The sequence below is a fragment of the Rhodococcus sp. R1101 genome, from assembly GCF_000278445.1.
In the GTDB taxonomy this organism is placed as follows: Bacteria; Actinomycetota; Actinomycetes; order Mycobacteriales; family Mycobacteriaceae; genus Rhodococcus; species Rhodococcus gordoniae.
Genome location: NZ_AJVB01000784.1, coordinates 1 through 1,034, shown reverse-complemented (window position 1 = coordinate 1,034; position 1,034 = coordinate 1). Strand labels below are relative to the sequence as shown.

1 protein-coding gene is annotated in these 1,034 nt (G+C 66.6%); it reads right to left on the bottom strand.

The features are described from left to right. Nucleotides 1–722, bottom strand: a 722-nt coding sequence (locus tag R1101_RS0124175; RefSeq protein WP_232284826.1) for a radical SAM protein, incomplete at its 3' end; no start/stop codon positions are given. Nucleotides 723–1,034: the final 312 nt, after the last annotated feature.

Here is a 1,034-nt window from a genome sequence, read left to right as displayed (position 1 = left end):
GCCTCGATGACGTCGTCGGTGAATTCCGCCGGGTGCGGGGACGTGAAGCGCACCCGCTCGAGGCCCTCGATGTCGCCGCACGCGCGCAGCAGCGCGGCGAAGGCACCCCGGTCGCGGGGCTGCTCGGGATCGGCGAAGGACCGGCCGTAGGAGTTGACGTTCTGGCCGAGCAACGTCACCTCGAGCACGCCCTCGTCGACGAGCGCCTGCACTTCGGCGAGGATGTCGCCGGGACGCCGGTCGACCTCCTTGCCGCGCAGCGACGGCACGATGCAGAAGGTGCACGTGTTGTTGCAGCCGACGGAGATCGACACCCATCCGGCGTACGACGACTCGCGCTTGGCGGGCAACGTCGACGGGAACGCCTCGAGAGCGTCGAGAATCTCGACCTCGGCGCGGCGGTTGTGCCGCGCCCGTTCGAGCAGCGCGGGAAGATTGCCGATGTTGTGCGTGCCGAAGACCACGTCGACCCAGGGCGCCTTCTTCACGACCGTGTCGCGGTCCTTCTGGGCGAGGCAGCCGCCGACGGCGATCTGCATGTCGGGGTTGTCGTCCTTGACCGGGCGCAGATGACTCAGATTGCCGTACAGCTTGTTGTCGGCGTTCTCCCGCACCGCGCACGTGTTGAACACGACCAGATCGGGTGACGTGCCGGCAGCGGCCTTGGCGAAGCCGGCGTCCTCCAGCAACCCCGACAGGCGCTCGGAGTCGTGTACGTTCATCTGGCAGCCGTAGGTGCGGACCTCGTAGGTCCGGGCACCGGTACGGGGGGCTTCTTCGTCGATCAGTGACACGTCTCAGGGTATCTCACCTCGACCGGTCCCCTTTCCACGCACCGACCCCATGAGCCCCGTCGACCTGTCCGTCACCGCTCGTGCCGCAAAAATCCCGTGACGCGTGCGTCGAAGGTGTCCCGAAATGCGAAGTCTCGGGCTCCGGACGGCATAGGGTCTGCAGATATGACATCAGCGGCAGCCGGAACGGATCGTCCGTCCGAGAAGTCGGACACCAGCTCGTCCATGATCTCCATGAAC